Source organism: Micromonospora sp. NPDC002717, assembly GCF_040295705.1.
GTDB lineage: Bacteria > Actinomycetota > Actinomycetes > Mycobacteriales > Micromonosporaceae > Micromonospora.
The window spans coordinates 142,431-161,254 of sequence record NZ_JBEOVW010000016.1 but is presented as its reverse complement, the minus strand read 5'-3'; the positions used below and the strand labels follow the sequence as shown (position 1 = coordinate 161,254).

Below are 18,824 nucleotides of genomic sequence, written 5' to 3'. Positions count from 1 at the left end.
GGGGCCGTTGTTGGTTATCCTGCCTGCCCCCCCGGAGCCGGGCACGGCAGGCCCCACCCCACCCACCCGACACCGCAAGAAACGCTCAGGCAGCACCCACCCCACCACGGAGGCGCCACACCAACGGGAACGAACTCAGGCAGAGGGCCCCACTCGACACCCGCAACAAACGCCCAGGCAGCACCCACCCCAGCCCACCTGGGCAGCACACCAACAGCACTGAGGCAGCCCCACACCACGCCCAACCGATCAGGGCGAAGGAGTCACGCAGCCGGCCGAGATCTGCCGCCTGGTGAGAGAAGAGCCCGCGCGGGTGTGCGTACGCCGGAAAGGAGCTGCCCCGCCGGCGGGGCCGGCGGGGCAGCGACGTGCGGGAGTGGGACGGACGTCAGGACGGTTCGGGGGCGCAGATGAAGCGCGGCTCGGCGTCGTAGCGCCAGGTGAACTTCTCCCGCTTCACGACCTTCCCGTCCTTCTTGATGACCCGGAAGGCGTCCTGGGTGAAGCCCTGGCTGCCGCTGGCGGGGATGCAGGTGGGGCCCGGCTCCAGGTAGACGGTCTTCGGCTGGGTGATGTTGCGCCGCGGGCTGTACTCCGTCTTCACGCTGTCCCAGATCTTGGTGCTCCAGATGGACACCGTGATGGAACTGGACGTGTACGAGGTGTCGATCAGGACGCCGTACTCGGTGTTGTTGCGGAACTTGAAGTCCAGGTCCGGCCAGAAGATGGTCGACTCGATGACCGCCGGGTACCGGCTGAACCAGTACGAGTGCGGCTTGTGCTCGACGTCCTCCAGGCCCGCGTAGTAGGTCGCGTTGAACAGCGTGGTGGTGAACTGCGAGGTGCCGCCGCCCACGCCCGGCACCAGCTTGCCGTTCAGGATGACCGGGGCGTCCCGGTAGCCCTGGGCGTAGCCGCGCTCGCCGGTGTGCCCGTTGAGCGAGAACGTCTCGCCGGGCAGGACGACCGTGCCGTCCACGTCCTTGGCGATCGTGATGATGTTCTGGCTGCGCGGCGAGGAGAGCCCACCGGTGAACCGGGTGGTGAACGTGGACACCCGCTCCTTGATGCCGAGCCCGGCCAGCTTCTCCGCGGTCAGCTCCGGCTCGGCCGGCTTCAGCTCGCCGGTGACCTTCCGGTCCTCCGCCTTCGGCAGGACGGCCAGCAGGTCGCGGCCGAGGGCGGCGCTGTCGAGCTGCTTCCCCGGCTTGCCGTCGACGACCTTCGGCTTGCCCCCGGAGATGGTCATCCGGGCGTCCTTCGGCGGAATCTCGATCGTCGCCAGGTCGTCGCCGAGCGCGGCGCGCAGCCGCTTCACGTCGACCTGCGGGGTCAGTTTGCCGGCCTTGTCGGCGGTGAACCGGAGGCTCCTCGCGATCGCCTTCGGCGGGATCTGCACGGAGCCCTTGTCGGTGGTGAGCGTGACGGGCGCGGCGACGGCCGGCTCCGCCAGCTCGGCGACCAGCCGGTCCACCTCCTCGGCGGTGGTCACCGGGTGCGTCTCGACCAGCGGCACGGTCACCGGCTGGCGGCTCAGCCAGCCCTCCCGCACCACCTGCGCGGAGCGCTCCGGATCCAGCGCGAGGCTCGGCTTCGGGTGCACCGCCTTCGGCGTGGTGCCCTTCCAGGTGATCGCCGGCATCGTCATCTTCCGGCCCTGGTCGCCGACCACCTTCTTCAGGGCGGTGTCGAGCCGGGCGACGTCCACGGTCACCACCGGCTGCACCGCGCGGGACCCGACGAGCCGGTCGACCGCGTGCGCGTCCGCCTCGGCCGCCGCCGCCACGGTGGCGTCGACGTCGACCGCCAGGCCGACCTCGGCCGGGACGATCTCGGCGGTCCGCTCGCCGACGCGTACCGACAGGGGGGCCGCGAGTTCGGCGGCGCGGCGGTCCAGCGCCGCCCGCAGTTCCCGGGCGGCTTCCGCGCGGCTCCGGCCGCCGAGCTCCGCCCCGAGCACCGTCGTCCCGCGGGGCACGTCACCGGCGTACGCGTAGGCGCCCACTCCCGCCACGGAGGCCAGCACCGCCGTGGCGACACCGGCGGCGAGCAGCAGGCGGACCCGGCGGGACCGGGACGCCCCGCCCGGCCGGCCGGCGGGCACGACGGGTGCCGGCTCGTCACCCGGCCAGGTCACCGCGGTGACCTGCACGGTGGGCCGGTCGTCGGCGGGTGGGCTCTTCTCGCCGTACAGCGTCACGGTCACCTCGATCGGGGCATACCACAAAGGGGGGAGCGCTCGCCCCGCCCGGAAGACACCTACGGTAACCGGCGGCCCGGCGCGGCGGCAGTCTGCGCCCCTCCCGTTGCGGCAACGCGTGTCGCGCGGCGGGTCGGCGGGGTCAGCCCGGGCGCGGGGCGCGGCGGCGGCCATGGCACGGTAGGGGCATGCGAGCGGACGAGGCGGTCCTGGCGTACGGCGGCGGTTGGCTGGACCGGGCGGGGGAGTTGCGCGCCGACCCGGAGCGGATCGCGGCGCTGATGGCCGACCCGGGCAGCGTCGTCCTGCCGTTCTGGCGGGACCGCTGCCTGGTCGCGGATGACGTGCCGGTGCGGTTGACCGGGGACCTGGCGGCCGGGGTGCTCGCCGTCGCCGACGAGACCGCCTTCCTGGGCATGGGCGACGACAGGTCGGCCGTCTTCGCGGTGGACCTTTCCGGCCTGTCCGAGGCCGCCGCCGTCGAGGCGGCCGGGGCGGGCGCCGCCGTGGACGTCCGGGCGTTGGTCGGCCGGCTCGGTCCGGCCGAGGCGGCCGTCCAGGCGTACGCGCGGGGGCTGCTGCACTGGCACCGGCAGCAGCGCTTCTGCGGCGCCTGCGGGGCGTCGACCGTGGCCCGGGGCGGGGGACACGTCCGGTCCTGCACCGGAGCGGACTGCGGCCGGCTCCTCTTTCCCCGGATCGAACCGGCGGTCATCGTGCTGGTCGAGGCGCCCGGCGCCCCGGACCGCTGCCTGCTGGCCCGGCACGCGGGCGCGCGGGAGGGGGCGTACTCGACGCTCGCCGGTTTCGTGGAGGTGGGCGAGAGCCTGGAGGACGCGGTCCGGCGGGAGATGGCCGAGGAGGCCGGGGTGACGGTGACCGACCTGACGTACGTGGGGTCGCAGGCGTGGCCGTTCCCGGCGGGACTGATGGTGGGCTTCCGGGCCACCGCCGCGTCCGAGGAGGTGCGGGTGGACGGCGAGGAACTGCTGGAGGCGCGCTGGTTCACCCGGGACGAGCTGCGCGAGCGGGTGGCCGCCGGGCGGCCGCTCGGCCGGGTCGACTCGATCGACCACCACCTGCTCCAGTCCTGGCTCGCCGCCGGAGCCTGACTCACTCCACGAGCACGGCGACGGGCGCGGACGGCGGGCCCGTGTCGACGCCGTCGGTGGCAGCGACCCGGAACTCGTAGCGGTGGCCCCGGGTCAGCAGTACGGCGGTGAAGTCGGTTCCGGCCACGGGGTACGGATCCGTCCGCCAGCTCGTGCCGGACGTGACATCCCGGAGCTGGACGCGGTAGGCGAGGCCAGGGCCGGCCTGACGCCAGCTCAGCCGCGCCTCACCGTTGCCGCTCGCCGTCACCGCCAGACCGCCCGGCGTGGGCAGCCGTGGCGTGGCCCGGACCGGCCTGCTCAGCCGACCCGGACCGGCCTGGTTGGCGGCGGCGACCGCGAACTCGTACTCGTGGCCGTTGCGCAGCTGGTGGATCGTGGCCTCGGTGCCCTGCACGGCCACCTTCTCCTCGGTGAAGTCCCGCTCCCCGGCGGTGAGGTCCCGCCGGTAGACGCGGTGCCATCCGCCGGGGTTGGTCGAGCGCCAGGCCAGCTCCACCTGACCCGGCCCGATCTTCGTCACCCGCAGGCCGGCCGGCACCACCTCCGGCGCGGTGAACCGCGCCCGGGCCCGGACCGGCGGGGAGAGGGGCCCCTCGCCGCCGCTGTTAACGGCGCTGACGGCGAACTCGTACTCGTGGTCGTGTCGGAGATGCCGGGCGAGGTGGTTCGCCCTGGTGTCCAGCGACGGCGAGCCGAGGCGGGTCTCGCCCGCCGTCACGTCCCGTCGGTAGACGCGGTAGGAGACGCCCGGTCCGAGGCCGGCCCAGTTGAGCCGGATGTCGCCGTCCGGCTGGGGGCTGGCGGTCGGCCGGGCCGGCGCGGCCGGCGGGGTGACGAACGCGGTGGCCCGGACCGGCGCGGAGGGTTGGCTGTCCCCGCCGCCGCCGACCGCGACGACGGTGAATTCGTACGTCCGCGCGTGCCACAGCGAGTCGACGGTCGCGCTGGTGCCGGTGAACGTGCCGACCAGGGCCGGTGCCCGCTGACCCGATGTGACGTCGCGCTGGTACAGCCGGAACAGTTGGACGAACGGCAGCGGGTCCCAGCGCACCGCGACGTCCCCGGTCCGCCCGGCCGTCGCCCGCAGCCCGCCGGGCGGCGGAGGTGGCGGCACGGTGGCGGTCATCCGCGCCACCGGCGACGGCGGGCCTTCGCCCCGGCGCCCGAGCGTGGTCACCCGGAACTCGTACTCGTGCCCGTTGACGAGGAAGTCGGCGGAGAAGCGGGCCTCGGCGGTCGGCTCGCCGATGCGGACGAAATGGGTCTGGCCGGCGGTCACGTCTCGGCGGTGGACCAGGTAACGCGGCTCGTCGTCGGCCCTGACGGGGTGCCAGCGCAGCTCGGCGTTGCCCGCGCCCCGGGCGTCGGCGGTGAGCGCGGCCGGGGCTGGCGGCACGTCGGCCCGGTCGGGCCGGGGGCGGGGCCAGTCGACCTCGACGAAACGCGGCCGGTAGACGCCGGCGTCGGCGTACGTCACCGCGTCGTCGACGTTGTTGACGTTGTACGAGATCAGCAGCTTTCCCGGACGGGCCAGGTCGGGGTGCAGGTCGGCGTCGTAGACGAGGTGCCCGGCGTCGGTCTCCGCAGCGCTGTGCAGGTAGTCCGGCCCGTCGAACGGCCCCGTCGGCCCGGCGGCGGAGTAGGCCACCAGGCCGCCGCTGAAGACGAGGTTGTTCTCGTGGGTCACGAGCACGTACCGGTCCCCGACCCGCTGCACGCCGTACGACGTGCCGACGCCGCTGAGGACGCGGGCGGACCGGTCCACCTCGGGCGCCCAGCCGCTGCCCGTCCAGAACTCCCACGGGCCGGTGAGGTCGTCCCCGGCGACCCGGGCCACGTGCGCGAACTTGGTCTCGCCGCTCGCCTCGGTCCCGTAGATCCACGTGTGCCCGCCGTCGCGGAGCAGCGCGGAGCCCCAGGAGATCCGCTGCCCCAGCGGCAGCGGCCGGACGGTGGTGGGAGCCAGGCCGGGTAACGCGAAGGTGGCCAGCGACGTGCCCAGCAGGACGTGGTCCAGCGGGCCGGCGCCGGTCCGGCGGTAGCGGTTGACCAGCATCTGAAGGCTCTGGCCGACGACCTGGGCGTCGCCGACCCAGTAGAACTGGTCGGCAGCCGGTGGTGGCACCAGCGAGGCGGGCTCCTCGGCGGTGCCGCCGTGCACGGTCTCGCGCAGCTCGTCGCCCTGCTGCACGACCACCGAGTTGTTGATGAACGACGCGGTGTCGGGCCGGGAGCCGTCCGGATCGACCGGGCCGAGGAAGGTGTCGGAGAAGAGCCAGAGCAGCCGGCCGTCGGGGAGTCGGACGGAGGCTGTCCGGTCGGCGCCGTTCCACCTGCCCGAGGTGTCGCCGTAGCGGTCGAAGAGGGCGGTGAGCCGCTCGGCCGACATGCCGCCCTCGGCCCGTGCAGGGTCCGGAACGCCGGCGGTCAGGGTGACCACCAGCGCGGCGGCGTACAGCACGAGCAGCCAGCGGGTGTGCGGCCGGTCTTCGCGTCGGCGGGATCCGGTCGTGGTCGTGCGGACGCTCACCAGAAACCCCCGTCTACTGGTCATCCGTCCCGTACTGTGACATGTGCTCCCGGTGGGTGGGTAGTAGCCGTCCGGGTGGGTTTCGACCTGTCGCCGCGTTCGTGAGCCATTGTCAGCAGCCCGGTCGCCACGGCGGTGACCGCCGCCGTCACCAGGGCCGCCCCGGCGATCCCGGCGATGGTCCGTGGCACGACGGTCGCGACCGCCGCCACGTACGCCACCGTCGACAGCCACAGTGGAGCGGCGGGCCACCGGGCCGATGCCGCGACCCGGGCGTTCACCAGGATGAAGACCACCGCGTACAGGGCGCCGGTGGCGGCGAAGAGCGGGGCGTAGCGCCCGGACCCGGCGTACGCCGGGCCACCGGCCAGGCGGAAGGCGAGCCCGCCGGCCAGCGCCGAGCCCAGCACCAGCACCGCCCCGGCGCCGGCGACCAGGGCCAGCGCGGTGACCAGGGCACGGCGGTCACCCTTCGCCAGGCGGGGCAGCGCGATCACGGTCACCACCTGCGGCGCCCAGAGGGCGCCCTTGGTCAGCACGGTGCCGACGGCGTAGGTGCCGGAGACGTCCGGCGGCAGGAAGCGGCGGGCGAGCAGCAGGTCCACGTACGAGACGACCAGCATCGCCAGCGTGGCGCCGCTGGCGGTGAGCACGGTCCGGGTGGCGAGCGAGGGTGCCGTCGGGTCGATGCCGGAGCCCCGGTTGAGGCGTACCAGCAGGGCGAGTACCAGGACCGCGGTGACCGCCCCGGCCAGCAGCGACCCGGTGAGCCCGCCGCCGAGCGAGAGCCCCGCCACCATGCCCCCGTAGCGGCCGGCGCCGAGCAGCGCCATGCCGCCGGCGAGCCGCAGGAAGCGCTGGTCGCCCTGCAACTCGCCGAGCCAGCGGCCGGCCGCGACGACCGCCACGGTGAGCACGCCGAGCAGCAGCACCGCCGGGGCGGCCAGCCGGAGCTGCACGGCGGCCACCGGCAGTGTCACGGCGAGGAGCGTGGCGGTGACGACGAGCGTGAGCACGGTCGGTCGGGTGGTGGCGGCGTGGCCGTGGCGGGCCCGGTGCACGGCGACCGCGATCTGCAGCCCGGTGCTGGCCACACCGCCTATGGCGCCCAGCGCGAGGAGGGTGGCCAGCGCGCTCAGCTCCGCCGGGTCGAGGTGTCGGGCGCCGAGGACGGGCACCACGTAGGCCAGCCCGTTGACGAAGACGCCGGCCAGCGTCACCGCCACCCCTGCGGCGCCGAGACCCGTCGCCCGGCCGCGCCTGTCCGAATCCGTTCCCATCACCGCCCCGGGTCGCCGGCACCCCCGGCTGTGCGGCGGGCGCGCGTACAGTGGCGCCACGCCGGTGCCACGCCCGGTCAGCGTAGTGAGGAGGTCAACCCTGCGGGAGAGGTCGATGCTCGCCGGGCTCGGGTTGGCCGTCACCCTGCTGGTGCTGGCTCCGCTGGCGGCGCCCGGTTACGTGCTCAGTTACGACATGGTCTTCGTGCCGCACCAGCCGTGGCGCGCGGAACTCGTCGTCCCGTCCGACTCGCTGCCCCGGGCGGTGCCGTTGGACGCCCTGGTGTCGCTGGCCAGTCAGGTGGTGCCCGGTTGGCTGGTGCAGCGGCTGGTGCTGGTCGCGGTGCTGCTGCTCGCCACCGTCGGCGCCGGGCTGCTGGTGCCGGCGCGGCACCCGGTCACCCGGCTGGTGGCCGCCGTCGGGTACGCGTGGACGCCATACCTGGCGGAACGGCTGCTGATCGGGCACTGGGGTCTGCTGCTGGCGTACGCGTCGCTGCCCTGGCTGGTGTCGGCGGTGATCCGGTTGCGGGCCGGTGGGCGGCGGGCGCTGCCGCTGCTGGTGCTGGCCGCCGTGCCTGCGGCGGTGACCCCGACCGGCGGCCTCATCGCCCTGGCCAGCACCGTCGTGCTGGTGCCGAGGCGGGCCGGGGGTCGGGTCGGGGCGGCCGCGGTGGGACTCGTGCTGCTGCTGAACGCGCCCTGGTTGGTGGCGGCTGCCCTGACCCGGGCGGATGCCCGGACCGACCCCGACGGGGTGGCGGCGTTCGCGGCGCGGGCGGAGAACTGGAGCGGCGCGTTCGGCGCGCTGGCCGGCACCGGCGGGATCTGGAACGCGCAGACGACGCCGGTGAGTCGCTCGTCCCCGCTGGCGCCGGTGGCCACCGCCGTCGTGCTGGCTGTGGCGGTCCTCGGCTACCGGGCGTTGAGCCGCCGGTGGTCGGGCGGGCTCGCGCACCGGCTCGCCGGGCTGGCGGCCGGCGGTTTCCTGCTCGCCGCGCTGGGTGTGCTGCCCGGCTTGAGCGGGCTGCTGGAGTGGTCGGTGGCCACGGTGCCCGGGGCCGGGGTGCTGCGCGACGGGCAGAAGTTCCTCGTTCCGTACGCCCTGCTGGTCGCCGTCGGGTTCGCGCTCGGCGTGGAGCGGCTGGCCGGGGCGGCGGGCCGGGCCGGTCGGGTGGGCGCGGGCGCGTTGCTCGCCGGGGCGCTGGTCCTGCCCGTGGTGGTGCTGCCGGACCTGGCGTTCGGTGTGGCCGGCCGATTGCGACCGGTGGCCTATCCGGCGGACTGGAACGCCGTCGCCGCCCGCCTCGACGGCCGGCCGGGCGAGGTGCTCTCGCTGCCGTTCGGGGCCTACCGGGCGTACCCGTGGAACGGTGGTCGGACGGCGCTCGACCCGCTGCCCCGCTACGTCGACGCCGACGTCCTCGTCGACGACACGCTCTGGGTCGGCCCGAGCGAGGTGAGCGGGGAGAATCCGCGGGCGGCGCAGGTGCGGCGGGTGCTCGCCACCGGTGCTCCGGTGACGGCCACCGGGGTGCGCTGGGTGGTGGTGCAACGGGTGGTCGGCGGCCACCGGGTGGACCCGGCGACGCTGGTCGGGCTCCGCGAGGTGTACGCCGGCACGGACCTGACCCTGTACGAGAACCCGATGGCGGGCGGCTGACCGGCCGCGAGCGCGCCCACCGGCCCGTATCGATCGTCCTCGCGGCCCTCCCCACCGTCGCTACTTGGTGGTAACGTCCCGCGCACGCAGCTCACGAGGAGGAAGTCAGCACCATGCGCAGTGCTCTCTCGTTGGTTCTCGCCGGAGTGATCGCGGTCGCTCTCGGCGTCTTCGGGTCGGTGGCGCTGGCCACCACCCTCACCGGCACCTCGTCGTCCGAGGCCGCCAAGGCCGAGCAGTCCGCGCGGACCAGCTCGGACGGCGGCAGCGGCGGCGCCAACAAGCCGCTGGTCTACGGCGCGAGGTAGGACGGCTCCACCGGCTCCATCTGCTCCGCCGGCACCACCGCCCGAACGTTCGCGGCCCTCGCCACGAGGGCCGCGAATTTTTCGCCCGAGACCGGCCAGGTGAAGCGGGCCGCGTGCGCCCGCGCCGCCGCGCCCATCGCGGTACGCAGGGCGTCGTCGGTGAGCAGCACCCGCACCTTGGCGACGAAGTCGTCGACGTCCGCCGCGAGCAGGCCGGTCTCGCCGTCGACGAGTGCTTCCTCGACCCCGCCGGCGCCGCGGAACGCGATCGTCGGGGTGCCCACCGCCCCGGCCTCCACGATGGTCAGCCCCCAGCCCTCCTTCAGCGAGGGAGTGAGCGCGACCCACGCGCTGGCCAGCAGTTCCCCCTTCTCCGCGTCGCTGACGAAGCCGGTGAACCGGACTCGGTCGGTGATGCCCAGCTCGCCGGCGAGCCGGCGCAGGTGCGGCTCCCACCAGCCCTGGCCGGCGACCACGAGGGTGAGGCCGGGCAGCTCGTCGGCGAGCCCGGCGACCGCGTGCAGGGCCAGTTCGACCTGCTTGTGCGGCACCAGCCGGCCGAGCACCACCAGGGACGGGTGCGGGGTGCGCGGCACCGGCCCGACGGGCATGTCCGGCGTGCCGTTGTGCACGACGGCGATGCGGGCGAGTTCGATGCCGAGGGTGGCCAGCTCCCGGCGGGTGGCCTCGGAGACCGTCACGTACCGGCACCGGCGGTAGACGCGCGGGGCCAGCCAGGACTCCACCCACCAGCCGAAGCGGGCCAGCCAGCGGCCCAGCACCACGGGCCACTGCTCCCGGTGCACGTGGTGCACCAGCGCGATCACCGGGCAGAGGGCGTACAGGGCGGAGAGGAAGGGCAGGCCGTTGCCCACGTCCACGATCACGTCCGGTCGGCCACCCCGGCGCCGGGCCAGCGGGCCGAGGCCCAGCGCTCCGGCCAGGTAGACCAACGCGGCACGCAGATAGACGGTGTGCCGGCCGCCGCGACGCAGCACCCGCACCCCGTCGGCGGTGACCTCCTCGGGGGGACCGGCGGAGTGTGTGGCGCAGAGCAGCGTGGCGCGGTGGCCCCGGCGTACGAGTTCCCCGGCGATCCGCTCGACGTACACCTCCGAGCCGCCGCCCTCCGGGTTCCGGGTGTCACGCCAGTTGAGGAAAAGTACGTGCCGGTTGGCGGCAGGCGGTGCTTCCACACTTACTCCTACTGCCGAGTAGTCTTCGCGTCGCGTCACACTATGGGCTTCGTCACGCCCCCCGCAATGCCCCACCGGAGGCGACATGCAGCAGGCGCCGGCCCGTCCGGAGCTGACCGATCGGCCGGACGACACATCGAGGAGGGTGTGGCGTCTTCGCTTGGTCGCGGTCTGTCTCGGTTTGTCGGCCCTGGCGTTCCTCCAGGATCCGGGCATGATCGTCATCGACACCAAGGTGGACCTGGCGGTCGATCCGGCCGGATGGTTGAGTCGCGCCCTGCACGTCTGGGACCCGGACGGGACCTTCGGCCAGCTCCAGAATCAGGCGTACGGCTACCTCTGGCCGATGGGCCCGTTCTTCCTCCTCGGCAAGCTGCTCGCCATCCCGGCCTGGGTGGTGCAGCGGCTCTGGTGGGCGCTGCTCATGACGGTGGCCTGCACCGGCGTGGTCCGGCTGGCCGAGCGGCTGCACATCGGCACGCCGGGGGCCCGGCTGGTCGCCGGGGTGGCCTTCGCGCTCTCCCCCCGGTTGGTCACCGAGCTTGGCCCGATATCGGTGGAGGCGTGGCCGAGCGCCCTCGCCCCCTGGGTGCTGGTGCCCCTGGTGGGGCTGGCCCGGGGCGGGTCGGTGCGCCGCGCGGTCACCCGGTCCGCGCTGGTGGTGGCGTGTGCCGGGGGCGTCAACGCGACGGCGGTACTTGCCGTCGTGCCGCTGGCCGGCCTCCTGCTGGTCGGCCTGCACCCGTTTCGGCTGCGGATCAGGGCGTTGGTCGCCTGGGGCCTAGCGGTGGGCGCGGCGACCGCCTGGTGGCTGGTGCCCCTTCTCCTGTTGGGCCGGTACAGCCCGCCGTTCCTCGACTACATCGAGACGGCGCCGGTCACCACCGCACCCACCGACACGACCACCGTGCTGCGCGGCGCCTCGCACTGGCACGCGTACCTCAACGGCGCGTACGGGCCGCCCTGGTCTGCCGGCTGGCGGCTGGCCACCGAGCAACCGCTGGTCGTCGCGACCCTGGTGGTCGCCGGACTCGGCCTGGTCGGCCTGGCCCGGCGGGGCATGCCGCACCGGCGTCTCCTGGTCACCGGCCTGCTGGTCGGGCTGGCCCTGGTCGGGCTCGGTCACGTCGGCGCGGTCGACGGGCTGGGCGCGCAGACGCAGCGGGACTTCCTCGACGCGGCCGGCGCTCCGCTGCGCAACGTGCACAAGTTCGACGTGGTGCTCCGGCTGCCGCTCATTCTCGGCCTGGCCCACCTGCTCGGGCTGGTGGCGCGGGCGGCCCGGGCGGCCGACCGGCCCGACCTGAACCCGGGCCTGCCCCGCCTGCTCCAGCCGGTGCGGCTGCGCGCCAACCTGGTCACCGGCACCGCCCTCGTCGCGGTAGCCGGGGTGGCCGCGCCAGCGCTGGCCGCCGGGCTGCCCGCCCAGGGCAGCTTCCGCGAGGTGCCCGGCTACTGGCACCAGGCGACATCCTGGTTGGACCGCAACCTCGGCACGGACCGGGTGCTGGTGGTGCCCGCCGCCCGTTTCCCCCGCTACCTCTGGGGCAGCCCGAGCGACGAGGTCACCCAGCCCCTGCTGGAGAGCAGTTGGGCGGTGCGCAGCTCCGTGCCGCTCACCCCGCCGGGCACGATCCGCCTGCTCGACACCGTCGAGGCCGCGCTGGCCAACGGCGAGGGCTCCGCCGGGCTGGCCGACCTGCTCGCCCGCTCGGGCGTGCGGTACCTGCTGCTCCGCTCCGATCTCGACTACGGGCGCTCCGGGGCCACCCAGCCGGTGGTGGTCCGGCAGGCGCTGCAACGCTCGCCCGGCATCCGTGCGGTGCGCGCCTTCGGGCCGGAGGTCGGCGGCGGCCAGTTGCCCGGCAACTTCGTCGACCACGGGCTGGACGTGAGGGTCCGGGCCCTGGAGGTGTACAAGGTCGAGAAGCCGGTCAGCCCGGTCGTCGCGTACGACACGGAGGGGCTCACCACGGTGGTGGGCGGGCCGGAGTCGCTGCTCCAGATCGCGGCGGCCGGCCGGCTCTCGGACGCCCCGACGGTGCTGGCGGGGGACCGGCCGGCGGGGCTGGTCGGCAGCCGGGTGTTGCTCACCGACGGGTTGCGTCGGCGTGAGGTCGCGTTCGGCCAACCCCACGACAACGCCTCGGCGACCATGACGCCCGCCGACGAGTCGCGGCTCGGCGCGCCCGCCCGGGACTACCTGCCGCCTTGGGGCGAGGACCAGGCGACCACCGTGCGCTACCTCGGGATCGATTCGGTGACCGCGTCGAGCTCCTGGTCGGACGCCCAGCCGTTGGTCGGCGGCCGTCCCGCGCACCAGCCGTACGCGGCGCTCGACGGCAGCCTCGCCACCTCCTGGCGCTCGGCGCCGGGCACCCTGGCCACCGAGCAGTGGCTGGAGGTGGAGTTGACCGAGCCGCAGGTGGTCCGCGACGTGCGGATCACCTTCGACACCGGCGCCGACTCCCTGCCCACCCGGATCACCGTCGCCGCGGGCAACCAGCAGGCGGTGGTGGAGAACCCGGGCCAGAGCGTGCAGGTCACGGTGCCCGCCGGCCACCCGACCCGCCGGGTCCGGGTCTCCGTCGACCAGGTCTTCGACATCCGGGCCGGCTTCGGCGGCGTCGGCATCGCCGAGCTGTCCATCCCCGGCCTGCGGGTCGAGCGGACCCTGGCCGTGCCCGCGCCGCCGGCCAGCGCCGCCCCGGCCGCCGTGGTGCTCACGGCCGCCGCCGGCGCCTCGCCCTGCGTCTTCGACGAGGGCCGGCCGATCTGCGACGGCGGGCTCGCCCGGGAGTCCGAGGACGGCGACCGGATCGACCGGACGCTGAGCCTGCCGATCGCCGCCGACTACGACGTGGCGCTGCGGGTACGTCCCCGGGCGGGGAGCGACCTGAACGCGTTGCTCGACGGCGGTGGCGAGGCGGCCGCCGCGCGCGGCATCAGCCCGTCGGTCGCCGCCTCCAGCATCGGCGTTCCCCACCCCGCGGCCCGGCCGGGCGCGGTCGTCGACGGCGACCCGGCGACGACGTGGTACGCCGCCGCGTCGGACCGGCAACCGTGGCTGCGCCTGACCTGGCCCAAGGCACGCCAGATCGCCGGGCTGAAGGTGACCCTGCCACCCACGGCAGCGGCCGCCCGCCCGTGGCAGGCGACCGTGATCGGGGACGGCGGCATGCGCGGCGGCGTCTTCGACGAGGGCGGCAGCCTGGTCTTCGACCGGCCACTGAAGACCGACCAGATCACCGTGCTGATCTCCGACGTCGTGCCGGCCAACACCTTCGATCCGTACCGGCGGTTGTCGCGGAGCCTGCCCGTCGGCGTGGGCGAGCTGATCGTGCTGCCCGAGGGCCCGGTGCTGCGCAACGACCCGGAGGAGCAGGTCACGCTTCCCTGCGGCACCGGGCCCACCGTCGAGGTCGGGACCCACCGGCGCCGGACGGCGCTGGTGGCCAGCCGGCGGGAGTTGGTGGAACTGCGCGAGGTGGACGCGGTGCTCTGCGGGGCCCGTGCGGAGGACCCGCTGCCGCTGGCCGGCGGGGAGGTGCGGGTGGTGGCGGCGGCGAGCCGCCTGGCAACGCCGACCCGGCTCGTCCTCACCCCCGACGCCGTCGTCCCGGGGCCCACCGACGGCGGAGCGGCCGGCACGGCGGGCGCTCCGGAGGCCACCCAGACCCCGGTCCGGGTGGACGGCTGGGCGGCCACCCGGCGGTCGCTGCACCTGGATGCGTATCCGGGCCAGCGGGTGCTGGCCCTGCGGGAGAACGCCAACGCGGGGTGGGAGGCCACCGCGGGCGGCAGGCGGCTCACCCCGTTCGTGGTGGACGGCTGGCAGCAGGGCTGGCTGGTGCCGGCCGGCTTCTCCGGCGAGGTGCTGCTCCGGTTCGCCCCGGACGACGGCTACGTCGCGGCGCTGGGCGTCGGCGCGATCCTGTTGGGCGGGGTCGGGGTGGCCGCCGCGTTGCCGAGCCGGCGTGTCCCGCCACCGCTGGCGGCTCCGGTGCGCCGCCGCCGGCACCGACTGCTCGCCCTGGTCTTCGGTGGGGCGGCGCTGCTGCTGTTCGGTGGCCTGGCGGCGGTCGCGGTCGCGATGCTGGCGGCGGCCGGTGTGCTGGCCGGTCACGTGCTGGAGCCGCAGCTGCACCCGCCGGACCGGCGCCGGCTGCACCGGCTGTACCGGGTGGCCGGACGCTGGCTGCCGGTGGGCTGCTTCGCGCTGGCCGGCTGGTACGCGGTGACCCGCGGCGGGCACACCGCCGCGGCGCCTCAGCTGGCGGCGGTCGCGGCCGTGACGGTGCTCTGGTTCTCGGTCGTGCTCCCGCCGCGGCGCGGCCACGGCCCGTTCCAGCGTTGGAAGGGGCGCTCGACGACGTAGTAGCTGAGCGCGGCGAGGACCAGCCCGCCGGCGACGGTGAGCAGGAAGATCTGGCCCGTGTCGCCGGTGAAGTTCGGCCGGTCGGTGAGGACGTAGACCCCCTCCAGCACGAAGGGGTGCCAGAGGAACAGCCCGTAGGAGACCCGACCGAGCCACCGGCCGACGACGCCGCCGAGGACGGCCTTGGTCCGGGTGTCCGGCCCGAACGCCACCGGCAGCACCAGCATCACCGCCACCACGGCGTACAACGCCATCTTCAGCCCGAACTGGGCGGCGGTGGGTTCGGCCAGGTCCCTGGGCCCGACGATCGGCGTGGTGGCGACGGCCAGCGCGGCCAGCGCGACCGACCAGCACGCCAGCGGCGCCGCGCCGAGGTCGTCCAGCCACCGCCACCGGTGCCCGGTCCCGGTGCGCAGCGACACGTGGACGGTGGCCAGCGCCATGCCGGCACCGAACCAGCCGGCGTAGGACGGGAGCCACATGGTGTGCAGGCCCAGGTCGAGCAGGCCGAGCCCCATCAGGGCCACCCAGCCGGCGGTGACCGCCAGCCCCGCCACGACGATGACGGCGGTCGCCCGGCCGGGACGCCAACGCCGGCCGAGCAGGAGCGCGGCCAGCAGCGGGAGCAGCAGGTAGAAGGCCGCCTCGGTGGCGAGGCTCCACGTCTGGCTGAGGCCGTGCCGCAACTGCCGGGGCTCGTAGATCTGGACCAGCGCCAGGTGCCGCCACCAGTCGCCGGCGGACGCCGGCCGGTTCTGCGGCAGCACCAGCAGGCAGACCACCACGGTCACCCAGTACGCGGGCAGGATCCGGGTCGCGCGTCGCCACAGGTAGCGCCGGGCGGACGGGGGTCGCTGCCGGGTCGCCAGCGTGTGCGCGTACGGGCGGAAGAGCAGGAACCCGGAGAGTACGAAGAAGACGGCGACGCCCACGTCGAGCCGGGACAGCCAGCTGCCCAGCCCCGAGTCGTTGGTGTTCGCGCCCGTGGCGAACCCGACGTGGTGCCCGACGACGGCCAGCGCGCCGATCACCCGTACGGCGTCGAGCGCGGGCAGCCGGTGTAGGCCCTGATCGGTGGTTGGGGCAGACATCAACCGTCCAGAGGGTCGCGTGAATATGTAACCCGGGAGTAACCTGCGGCCAAGTTTAGGGACAGGACCCCCTCGCCGGACACCGGCTGACTGTCTTTGTTGGGAGGATCAGTGAAGGCTCGCCTAGGCGCCGTGCTGTTCGGGATAGGCGTCTTGTGTCTCGTGCTCGCCGCGGGAGCGGCGTTCTTCGTGGCACCTACGGTGACGAAACTGCCGTACGACCTCACGCTCTGCAACGCGGAGGGCAAGCCCGAGGGCTGCCTGAAGCCGAGCGTAGCGGTGGCGGAGAACGCGAAGTTCCTGCAGCTGAAGAAGGACGCCCCGCCGACGGTCCAGACCGGCACGCTGGAGGCCACCACCGAGGTGGCGCCGCAGGCCGGCGTCACCGAGGCGGAGATGACCGGGGACCTGGAGGGCGAGGCGGTCGTCTGGGGCGCGTACGGCACGGTCAAGTGGACCCAGACCGGTGAGGTGATCAGCCAGTACTCCGCGGAGCTGGCGCTGGACCGGAGGACCGCTGCCGCGGTCGAGTGGGACAAGCAGTTCCTCCAGGCCGACGGGCCAGAGGGGCCGAGCGAGGTCACCTTCGGCGGGCAGGTCTACAAGTTCCCGTTCCACACCGAGCGCAAGGACTACGAGTACTTCGACCGTGACGTGCGCAAGGCGCTGCCGATCCGGTTCGACGGCACCGAGAAGGTCGACGGCATCGAGGCGTACCGGTTCCAGCAGGTCATCGAGGAGACCGACCTGGGCCTGCCGGCCGACCGGGTCAGCGGCCTGCTCGGGGCGTTCGCGCCGGGCGCGACCAGCGGCAAGGTGATGTACAGCAACACCCGCACCATTTGGGTCGAGCCGGTCAGCGGCAACTTCGTCAAGGTGCGGGAGCAGCAGAAGAAGACGCTGGTGCCGGACCAGGGCACGGCCACCACGCTGCTGGACGCCGACTTCGTCTACACCGACCAGACCATCGCCAACAGCGTGGAGTCCGCCGGGAGCAACCGTGACAAGCTGCAGTTGATCGGTCGGACCATCCCGCTCGGGCTGGCGGTCATCGGTGCGCTGGCGCTGCTCGTCGGCCTCTGGCTGGTGCTCTCGGGCCGGCGGGCCACCGCCGCCGCGCGGCACCGTGCCGACGACAGCGACGCCGCCGCGTCGGGAGAGCAGCAGGAGGTCACGTCCGGGGCGCCCGTGCGGGGCGGCGACGGCGAGGCCGGGGGCCGGTAGCAGGTCGTCGGGCGTCGCCCACCGTGGCAGGTGGACGACGGTCCTCCGACATCGCGGTGCGGGGCCGGTGTCCCTCCGGCCCCGCACACCACCTCAGAGGCGGGCGAGCGCCCTGCGCAGCGGGTCGAGCCCGAGCGAGCCCAGGTCGAGCGCCTGGCGGTGGAACTCCTTCAGGTCGAAGTCGGCGCCCTTGCGGGCCTTCGCCTCGTCGCGGGCCTGGAGCCAGATCCGCTCGCCCACCTTGTACGAGGGGGCCTGCCCCGGCCAGCCGAGGTAGCGGTTCAGCTCGAAGCGCAGGTTCTCGTCCGGCACCCGGCAGTGCGCCCGCATGAACTCCCAGCCCAGCTCCGGCGTCCAGCGCTCGCCCGGGTGGAAGCCGAACGGGTTGTCCTTCGGGATCTCCAGCTCCAGGTGCATGCCGATGTCGACGATCACCCGGGCGGCCCGGAACGCCTGCCCGTCGAGCATGCCGAGCTTGTCACCCGGGTCGTCCAGGTAGCCCAGATCGTCCATCAGCCGCTCCGAGTAGAGCGCCCAGCCCTCGCCGTGCCCGGAGACCCAGCAGAGCAGCCGCTGCCAGCGGTTGAGCAGCTCGGCGCGGACGGCGGTCTGGGCGACCTGGAGGTGGTGACCCGGCACGCCCTCGTGGTAGACGGTGGTCACCTCGCGCCAGGTGGAGAAGTCCGTGACGCCCTGCGGCACCGCCCACCACATGCGACCGGGGCGGGAGAAGTCCTCGCTCGGGCCGGTGTAGTAGATCGCGCCGTCGCTGGTCGGGGCGAGGCAGCACTCGATCCGGCGGACCTGCTCCGGGATGTCGAAGTGGGTGCCGTTCAGGTCGCTGATCGCCTTGTCGGCGAGCGCCTGCATCCAGTCCCGGAACGCCTCCTTGCCCTGGATCGTCCGGGCCGGGTCGGCGTCCAGCGCCGCGACCGCCTCGTCGATGGTCGCGCCGGGGCCGACGATCCGGGCGGCCACCGCCCGCATCTCGGCCTCCAGCCGGGCCAGCTCCTCGAACCCCCAGGCGTACGTCTCGTCGAGGTCGACCTTGGCGCCCAGGAAGTACTGCGAGGCCAGCTCGTAGCGCTCGCGGCCGGCGGCCTGCTTCTCCCGGCCGAGCGGGGCCAGTTCGGTGCGGAGGAACTGCCCGAACTCGGCGGTCGCCGCGGTCGCCGCCGCCGCGCCCCGGCGCAGCTCGGCGCCGAGGCTGCCGTCGGCGCCCAGCCGCTCGACCAGCCCGTGGAAGAAGTTGTCGCCGTCCGGGTCGGTCCAGATGTCGCACTGCTTGGCGACCTCGACCAGCTGCACCCGGGAGCTGACGTGGCCGGCGGCGGCGGCCTCGCGCAGCGTCGCCTTGTAGCCCTCCAGCGCGCCCGCGAAGCCGTTCAGCCGGGCGGCGATGTTGGCCCTGGCGTCGTCGCCCTCGGTGGGCATCAGGTCGAACACCATGCGGACCTCGTGCAGGCCGCTGGCGATCACGTTCACCTCGCTGGTCGTCTCGCCCGCCTCGTAGCGGGCGAGGTCGAGGCCGAGCCGCTCCTGCATGGCCTCCTTGGCGGTCCGTTCCGGCTCTGATTCCGGCTCGGTCACGTCCAGGTCGGCCAGGGTCTGTCGGATCAGCCCGGCCCGGGCGGCGTACCCGTCCGGTGACAGGTCGTCGAGCTGGCCGTCGTAGCCGGCAATGCCGACGTAGGTGGCGCCGGTCGGGCTCAGCGGCGCCCAGTCGGCCACGTACCGGTTCGCGAGGTCATCGATTCGTCCCACGCTGCGACCCTACGCGACGCGACCGCCGAGTTGTCGAGCGTGTTTGCGGTGTTCAGGGCAGCGGTCGCGCGGTCG

The 18,824-nt window shown here is 74.3% G+C and carries 11 protein-coding genes; 5 read left to right on the top strand and 6 right to left on the bottom strand.

Annotated features, from left to right (window positions below):
* Positions 1–388: 388 nt before the first annotated feature.
* On the bottom strand, positions 389–2,206 hold the full coding sequence (locus tag ABT006_RS23605) for a VanW family protein (protein WP_350709627.1): 1,818 nt from the start codon (positions 2,204–2,206) through the stop codon (positions 389–391).
* 182 nt (positions 2,207–2,388) lie between these two features.
* Here ABT006_RS23605 and nudC point away from each other — a divergent pair, with 182 nt between their 5' ends.
* Positions 2,389–3,312 (top strand): NAD(+) diphosphatase, encoded by a 924-nt coding sequence (gene nudC, locus ABT006_RS23600; protein WP_350709626.1) that lies wholly within the window; start codon positions 2,389–2,391, stop codon positions 3,310–3,312.
* 1 nt (position 3,313) lies between these two features.
* Here the strand turns inward: nudC and ABT006_RS23595 are convergent, their stop codons facing one another.
* Together ABT006_RS23595 and ABT006_RS23590 are read right to left on the bottom strand one after the other, a co-directional pair.
* The gene (locus ABT006_RS23595; RefSeq protein WP_350709625.1) at positions 3,314–5,869 is read right to left on the bottom strand and encodes a DUF5005 domain-containing protein; all 2,556 of its coding nucleotides are present in this window, start codon (positions 5,867–5,869) and stop codon (positions 3,314–3,316) included.
* Positions 5,866–7,125 carry a polysaccharide biosynthesis protein gene (locus tag ABT006_RS23590; protein WP_350709623.1) on the bottom strand — a complete coding sequence of 420 codons (1,260 nt, stop codon included), beginning with the start codon at positions 7,123–7,125 and terminating at the stop codon, positions 5,866–5,868. The genes ABT006_RS23595 and ABT006_RS23590 overlap by 4 nt, the downstream gene beginning before the upstream one ends.
* 115 nt (positions 7,126–7,240) lie before the next feature.
* On the opposite strand from ABT006_RS23590, the gene ABT006_RS23585 reads away from it, so the two are divergent.
* Positions 7,241–8,788 (top strand): MmpA family trehalose lipid delivery protein, encoded by a 1,548-nt coding sequence (locus ABT006_RS23585; protein ID WP_350709621.1) that lies wholly within the window; start codon positions 7,241–7,243, stop codon positions 8,786–8,788.
* Positions 8,789–8,901: 113 nt separating this feature from the next.
* A complete protein-coding gene (locus ABT006_RS23580; RefSeq protein WP_350709619.1) occupies positions 8,902–9,096 on the top strand; it encodes a hypothetical protein in 195 nt (64 codons plus the stop codon).
* On the opposite strand, the gene ABT006_RS23575 is transcribed toward ABT006_RS23580, so the two are convergent.
* Positions 9,081–10,292, bottom strand: coding sequence for a glycosyltransferase family 4 protein (locus tag ABT006_RS23575; RefSeq protein WP_350709617.1), 1,212 nt, complete (start codon positions 10,290–10,292; stop codon positions 9,081–9,083). The genes ABT006_RS23580 and ABT006_RS23575 overlap by 16 nt on opposite strands.
* Positions 10,293–10,377: 85 nt before the next feature.
* Between ABT006_RS23575 and ABT006_RS23570 the strand changes: the two genes are divergently transcribed.
* Positions 10,378–14,670: an alpha-(1->3)-arabinofuranosyltransferase domain-containing protein gene (locus ABT006_RS23570; protein ID WP_350709615.1), complete on the top strand. Its 4,293-nt coding sequence runs from the start codon at positions 10,378–10,380 to the stop codon at positions 14,668–14,670.
* On the opposite strand, the gene ABT006_RS23565 is transcribed toward ABT006_RS23570, so the two are convergent.
* Positions 14,562–15,761: an acyltransferase family protein gene (locus ABT006_RS23565; RefSeq protein ID WP_350709613.1), complete on the bottom strand. Its 1,200-nt coding sequence runs from the start codon at positions 15,759–15,761 to the stop codon at positions 14,562–14,564. The genes ABT006_RS23570 and ABT006_RS23565 overlap by 109 nt on opposite strands.
* A gap of 111 nt (positions 15,762–15,872) precedes the next feature.
* On the opposite strand from ABT006_RS23565, the gene pgfA reads away from it, so the two are divergent.
* Positions 15,873–16,985: a cell envelope lipid trafficking protein PgfA gene (gene pgfA, locus ABT006_RS23560; protein ID WP_350709612.1), complete on the top strand. Its 1,113-nt coding sequence runs from the start codon at positions 15,873–15,875 to the stop codon at positions 16,983–16,985.
* Between the two features lie 93 nt (positions 16,986–17,078).
* On the opposite strand, the gene ABT006_RS23555 is transcribed toward pgfA, so the two are convergent.
* The gene (locus ABT006_RS23555) at positions 17,079–18,749 is read right to left on the bottom strand and encodes a DUF885 domain-containing protein (protein WP_350709610.1); all 1,671 of its coding nucleotides are present in this window, start codon (positions 18,747–18,749) and stop codon (positions 17,079–17,081) included.
* Positions 18,750–18,824 lie beyond the last annotated feature (75 nt).